Origin of the sequence: Dehalococcoides sp., assembly GCF_041654235.1 — a bacterium.
Lineage (GTDB): Bacteria > Chloroflexota > Dehalococcoidia > Dehalococcoidales > Dehalococcoidaceae > Dehalococcoides > Dehalococcoides mccartyi_B.
Genome location: NZ_JBAZDW010000070.1, coordinates 1 through 6,233, shown reverse-complemented (window position 1 = coordinate 6,233; position 6,233 = coordinate 1). Strand labels below are relative to the sequence as shown.

Annotated in this window: 7 protein-coding genes and 2 tRNA genes; 5 read left to right on the top strand and 4 right to left on the bottom strand. The window is 43.9% G+C overall.

The features are described from left to right. The 3 genes from WC259_RS07290 to WC259_RS07280 form a co-directional block, all read left to right on the top strand. A partial coding sequence (locus WC259_RS07290) for an AAA family ATPase (protein WP_372643945.1) occupies positions 1-478 on the top strand: 478 nt, incomplete at its 5' end. Further along, on the top strand, positions 478-1,971 hold the full coding sequence (locus WC259_RS07285) for a leucyl aminopeptidase (protein WP_012984362.1): 1,494 nt from the start codon (positions 478-480) through the stop codon (positions 1,969-1,971). The genes WC259_RS07290 and WC259_RS07285, both read left to right, overlap by 1 nt. Before the next feature lie 530 nt (positions 1,972-2,501). Next, complete coding sequence (locus WC259_RS07280) at positions 2,502-3,236, top strand: DUF362 domain-containing protein (RefSeq protein WP_011309465.1); 735 nt, start codon at positions 2,502-2,504, stop codon at positions 3,234-3,236. A 26-nt stretch (positions 3,237-3,262) separates the two neighbouring features. On the opposite strand, the gene WC259_RS07275 is transcribed toward WC259_RS07280, so the two are convergent. The 3 genes from WC259_RS07275 to rnc are packed head-to-tail and all read right to left on the bottom strand — an operon-like array spanning position 3,263 to position 4,443. Beyond that, the gene (locus tag WC259_RS07275) at positions 3,263-3,538 is read right to left on the bottom strand and encodes an acylphosphatase (protein ID WP_011309464.1); all 276 of its coding nucleotides are present in this window, start codon (positions 3,536-3,538) and stop codon (positions 3,263-3,265) included. Between the two features lie 21 nt (positions 3,539-3,559). Then, the gene (locus WC259_RS07270) at positions 3,560-3,700 is read right to left on the bottom strand and encodes a hypothetical protein (RefSeq protein WP_011309463.1); all 141 of its coding nucleotides are present in this window, start codon (positions 3,698-3,700) and stop codon (positions 3,560-3,562) included. 29 nt (positions 3,701-3,729) lie between these two features. Continuing rightward, complete coding sequence (gene rnc, locus WC259_RS07265; protein WP_011309462.1) at positions 3,730-4,443, bottom strand: ribonuclease III; 714 nt, start codon at positions 4,441-4,443, stop codon at positions 3,730-3,732. A 351-nt stretch (positions 4,444-4,794) separates the two neighbouring features. Between rnc and WC259_RS07260 the strand changes: the two genes are divergently transcribed. Both WC259_RS07260 and WC259_RS07255 read left to right on the top strand, forming a co-directional pair. Further along, a tRNA-Gln gene (locus tag WC259_RS07260) sits at positions 4,795-4,868 on the top strand. A 12-nt stretch (positions 4,869-4,880) separates the two neighbouring features. Beyond that, positions 4,881-4,957 (top strand) — tRNA-Glu (locus WC259_RS07255). Positions 4,958-5,165: 208 nt separating this feature from the next. Here WC259_RS07255 and WC259_RS07250 read toward each other — a convergent pair. Further along, positions 5,166-5,588 carry a hypothetical protein gene (locus WC259_RS07250; RefSeq protein WP_015407090.1) on the bottom strand — a complete coding sequence of 141 codons (423 nt, stop codon included), beginning with the start codon at positions 5,586-5,588 and terminating at the stop codon, positions 5,166-5,168. Between the last annotated feature and the right edge of the window lie 645 nt (positions 5,589-6,233).

Below are 6,233 nucleotides of genomic sequence, written 5' to 3'. Positions count from 1 at the left end.
TGCCGGGCGTTTTGCAAAACAAATTCCGGTCGTGATACTGGAAAGTGATGCTCTGCGTAAAACTCTGATAAATCAGCCTGTTTATTCCGATTCAGAGCACACCAGAGTATTTAAGGCAATACATGACTTGATGGGTAAATTACTTGGGCAGAGCGGATCGCTGGTGTTGGACGCTACCAGCATGACTGCCAAAGACCGCAGACCTTTATATAACCTTGCCGACGGGCTGGGTATAAAATGGTTTGTTGTAGAGATGGATTTGCCGCCGGGGATAGTTAAAAAACGCATGGAACGGCGGATGCAACAGGGTGCGTCCCGCTCTGATGCGGATTGGACAATTTATCAGATGCTGAAGCCTATGTTTGAGCCTGTTTCCGAGGAGTGTTATCGTATAAAGACCGAGGCTGATTTTCAGCCGGTGCTGGCACGTGTAATAAAAGACGTAAAAACCTATATAGAGCAGGAGGAGTGTAGATAATGGAAATCAAAATTGTAAAACAAAGACCGCAGTCAATTATGGCTGATGTTTTGGCTATGCCTGTTTTTGAAGGACAGGATTTGAGCTTTGAGCTTAAGGAACTGGATGCTAAACTGGGCGGCTGTATTGGTGAAATGAAGGCCAAAGCCGAACTGAAAGGCAAGACAGGTGAACTTCATCTGGTAAATACTCTGGGCAACCTTCCGGTTCGCTATCTGGCGGTATTTGGTTTGGGCAAAGCTGATAAATTTAATGCTGATGAATTCCGAAAATCTGCGGGTGAGCTTTCAAGGGCTTTATCCAAGAAAAGTTTCAAGAATATAGCTATCTGGCTAGGAGAGATGCCGCTGGCGGCAGATGTGCTGGCGGAAACCGCCTCTGGGGGTGTCCTGATGGGGAGTTACCGTTTTCGCAAATATTTCACAAGCGGCAATGAAAACGGGATAATTGACGAGATAAAGCTGGTGCTGGGGGACAAGGCTGACCTTGCAAGCGCCTCACAGGGGCTTATAAAGGGGCAGATCGTAGCAGAGGCAGTATGTTCTGCCCGTGACCTTGTAAATGAACCATCCAGTAACATGACACCGACTGATCTGGCAGATTTTGCCCGGCGTCTGGCCGAATCATCCGGTCTTGACTGTGAAATATTTAACGAAAGCCAGTTGCTTGAAAAAGGAATGGGCGGAATACTGGGGGTAGGGCAGGGCTCATGCCAGGCACCCAAGTTTATTATCCTGAAATATACCGGGCGTGACAGTGATGAACTTGATATGGCTTATGTCGGTAAGGCTATTACCTTTGATTCCGGTGGTATTTCGCTCAAACCTTGGGATAAAATGTGGGAAATGAAATCTGACATGTCCGGCGGGGCGGCGGTGATTACAGCCATGGGGGCTATTGCCAAACTAAGGCCGGCGATAAATATTCTGGGCATTGTTCCGGCTACTGAAAACATGCCCAGCGGTTGTGCAATCAAGCCGGGTGACATTCTGCGCATGGCCAGTGGAAAGACCGTAGAAATCCATTCTACAGATGCTGAAGGGCGGCTGATACTGGCTGATGCCCTTGATTATGCCTGCAAACAGGGAGCTAAACAAATGGTAGATGTAGCTACCCTTACCGGTGCCTGCTCACGCATTTTCGGCAGTGCCTGTAGTGGTGGTTTTACTAATAATGACGAGTTTTACAGCAAGGTTGTAGCTGCTGCCAAACAGTCGGGTGAGTGCATCTGGCAGTTACCCACTTTTGAAGAGTATAAAGAAATGATAAAAAGTGACGTGGCAGATATTAAAAACGTGGGTGGTCCGGTTGCCGGTGCCAGTACGGCGGCTTTGTTCCTTGAGGAGTTTGTTGAAAACAGGCCTTGGGTTCATTTGGACATTGCTGGAACTGCTTATCTGGATAAGGACAATGGTTATCAGGTTAAGGGTGGTTCAGGGGCATCTGTGCCTACTCTGATAAGTCTGGCATTAAATATTGCAAAAATATTATAAATAATATAGCTGAAAATCTTGACTTTTGTGCTAAAATGAATAGGTTGCGAGTGCGGCCGATGTTCTTGCAGATAATTAATTGCCAATCCCTTAGATAGAGGGAAAAGTTTCCGGCCGGGATTTAGCCCAGGATGAATAGTATGCCTCAAATTTCTACAATTTTGGTTTTGCCAAAGTTGCATTTATGGTTGGAGGCGTATTATTCGTTATTTGGTGCCTAATGCACAGGCGGGTGTTAATATCTGGGGAAAAGCTGCAATATGGCTAAGCCAACTGCCGATGCTTAACCGGGTAAAAACTCTGGTGGAGTATTTTTTAGCCGGAATAAAGGCATCGGTTTTGTGCTTTAATATCAGGATAAACAGAGGTATCCGATTTGTGACTTACCAAGCCGGCAAGTCGGGGGCGTTTTTGAGGCAGGGGCATTTTGACCTGTTCCTTGTGCCTGTAAAATGTCAATCGCAGTTTGACCTGAGACAACGGAATATTAACATGCCAATTACTTATTATGATAAACCAGGAGTAAATTCTTGATATACAATGCATCCGAATATAATTTTAAGGCACCGGAGATACTTTCCCGTGCCAGAAGAGTCCTTATAAAGCCATGTGCCCGTTATCCGGTGCAATATCCGGTCAGCACCAGCCGCGAACTTATTCAAAAAATTATTAGCGGCATACGCAGGATAAGTGATGCGGATATTATCATACTTGAAGGCGCACCCGGAGGAGCCCCTGTGAAGAGCATTTATAAAGCTCTTTCATACGACTTTCAAAGAGTGGTTCTGCTGGATGTGAATGATTGCACCTGGGTTGAGGTGGATAACCCTTTGAACAAGCCTCTGGTTGTTCCCACCTTTTGGGTGCCGAATGTTATCTTGTCCAGTGATTTTCTGATTAGCGTCACTCCCTTGCAGATTATTAACGGCAAGGGCAACTTCTCTATCTCAAATTTGCTGCCGGTATTGCCCTCCGGCAAATACGGTAGCGGTAAGACGGGCTGGGATTCACTTTACAGTCAGGGTATTGAAAAGGTTTTATCTGACCTTTACTTCACTTTGCCGTTTGATATGGGCATTATAGAAGCTACCCAGAAATTTACCAGCCACGGGGACCCGACCAAAGGCGAGATTGAGCATTTGGGCAAGATATTTGCCGGTGAACCTTATGAAGTGGATACCGAAGTTTCACGTACCTTGAATATTAAGACAGACTATTTGGAGTTAATAAAAACATCCAGCGTTGAACTTGAACGCTGGACTTAAAGTGCTTTGTTCCTGTTTAGTTCGGGTTAATGCTTGATGCGGAAATCACTGTAGTTGGCGGTTGCTGTTTCCCAGCTGGTTTCCACATCTTTAACCTCGGCACGGGGAGGACCTGAACGGAGCAAATCCAAGAACTCAAGGAGTGCGTCTTTGTCTCCTTCAGCTACCACTTCCACTTCAGCCCCGTTGGCCAGGTTTTTGGCGTATCCGCAAAGCCCCAGACGCGTTGCCTGTGTTCGGGTGAAGTCTCTGAAGTAAACTCCCTGTACCTTCCCTTTGACAATGGCTCTCAGACAATGCATGCCAAAGCCTCATATTCCGGGTTATACGTCTTTGCCTTTTTTCTTTTTGCGGACTACTTCCGGTTCTATATTCGGCTGGAAAAATTCACCCGAAACTCCCGGTTTCTTGGAATCCTTCTTCTGTTTTTTGTTCTCTCGTGATTGAAAATCTCTGCCACCCATATATATCCTCCTGTAATACTAGAAGTTTATCAAATGTTATCTTCGTCTGTAAAGCTGTTTTCAAACTGTTGCAGAGCTACCTTGGCGGCATTGGTTTCGGCCTCTTTTTTGCTTCGCCCGGAACCTTCCGCAAATACCCTGTCTTCTGCATAAACCTCTGCTATAAATAAACGATTGTGCTCTGGCCCGCTGAAATTTGTAATACGATAGCGGGGTGTAAGCTGCAGTTGAGCCTGAATAAGCTCTTGCAGGCGGGATTTGTAGTCAATATTGGAACTAAGGGTTTGTACCCGCTCCATTTCGGTCTTGAAAAGGCGGAAAATCACTTCCCGGGTTACATCCATACCCTTATCTATGTATATAGCTGCCAGGACTGCTTCAAAGGCACCCGCCAGATTCGCCGGTTTGAAACGCCCCTTGGATACGTCTTCCCCCCGCCCCAGATAGAGATACTTGCCAAGGTTTATTCCCAAAGCTACCCTTACCAGACTCTCCCGCCGCACCAGCAGGGAACGGAAACGGGTCAAATCACCTTCCTGAATATCAGGGAAATCATGGTAAAGACGATCTGCAAAGATAACACCCAGAACGGCATCACCCAGAAATTCCATTCTTTCGTTAGAGCCGCTTGAGTGATTAGGGTTTTCATTTACCCACGAAGTATGTATAAGTGCCTGCTCTAGAAGCGATGGCTGCTCAAACTTTACTCCCAGAGAGTTTTCAAGTTCAGTTAAATCTAACATTTCAGATAAGATTATGCCATTCGGCAAATACATGTCAAGCTGAAGTAAATGCAGGGTTTTCTTGACTTAAGATTAAAAAGCATTTATGATATTTCTGATATAAAAATGTATATAGGAGATAGGAAACGGAATGAGTAAACTGATAGAGAATGCCGGCGTTATAGCTTTCATATTAGCCTTCTTGTTTTGCTGCTTTGGCATAAGTTTAGTTATTTTCTATGGCTTCCTTTATATGCCTCCTGCAATTACCCCTATTTCATAAATTGGCTTTAGCAAGACAATGCCGCACCTTTAAATATTGATGCGGCGTTGTTTTGTAGCTTGGCTTACTGGTATAATCCGTGTGCATATTGGGGAATCGTCTAGCGGTAGGACAGCGGACTCTGAATCCGTATGGGAAGGTTCGAATCCTTCTTCCCCAGCCACTTCGTTCTTATGGCGCATTCGTCTAGCGGCCCAGGACGCGTCCCTCTCAAGGACGAGATCACCGGTTCGAATCCGGTATGCGCTACCAAAAATTTAACGTGTAATACAGTCGTATGACGCTATTGTGTCGTATTAAGTAAAGTCTCAAAATTGGAAATGACTTTCGGAATTGCTTCCAAGTAATCGTTTAGTATTTCTTCAAGTGAAACAAATTTATCACTCTTCTCCTCGAAAAACATATCATTACTTTGGCATAAAGGTCTTTGCCCTTCGATAGCCGAATCTCCTGTCTTAACTCATTTTAGTCCATTTCGTGTTATTAATAATGCGACAACACCTTGGTTCGCAATTAGCTTTACTGGACCTCCATAAAATCTCCTCTTGTTTTTTGTTGGAGGAAGACAACCAAATCGATGAAAGTCGTGAATACGAATTTTTTCCAAGAGATGATAGAACGGAATAGCTTGAGAGATTTCTAGCTCAAGGTTTTTTCTGTTTTCTTTAATATCGTTGCTTTTAGGAGATTTAAGTTCTTGTTTTTCAGTAGCTTCGAGTATCAATTCAACTATTGAGCGGGCTGGATATACCGCAGCAATTAAATTAGTAAATTTGGTATGGGGTTTCTTGGAACGGCGAGCTAGTTGCAATAATCGTTTAGCACGATAGTATTGTTCATAGATACCCTGTAGTCTGGGACTCGAAACATTATTACTTTTCATGTATCTATTATATCGTGGGCTTACAAAATTAATATAAAATATTGTAAGTCGGTGTAAACTTTTTATAAAGTTGGCAATTTAGTGAAGGCTGTACTTTACCATTTTGCTAAAGATTGGTTTGAGTTCGTGTTTGCCGCTTGTGTGCGTTATGCGCTCCCTAGCTGTAAAATGGGCGGTATAAATCTGCTGTTAGCAAGATTGCACCAGTTTAATATATATGCCTTCATTTGGCGTTATGCGGCGGATTGACAAGGTTAAAAAATCCAATCTGAATCATTAGAAATCTAAAACCAAAATTATGGTTGGTGGTATTATTTCGGACGGGAGTAAAAATATAGTTGGACACTTTTTGTCAATAATCAAGCTACGTCATACCAAAGAAAACTCTACGAGTGCATGATGTGACCACTGTATGTATGCAAGGTTATATGACAGATGGGCAAAAATAACAAAAAATATGCCAGATATTTTGAAAATTACCCCTCTCCAAAGCTAAAACGGGATTTGCTTTCCCCTAAACCCTATGATATACTCTCCCACGTTGAAATTGATTGCCGAGTAAAAAACGGCCACCTTAAAAGACAGGTTACACGGTAGACAACTCCACAAAAGCCTTTAACAGGCTGGGGTTTTCCTTGACAGAGA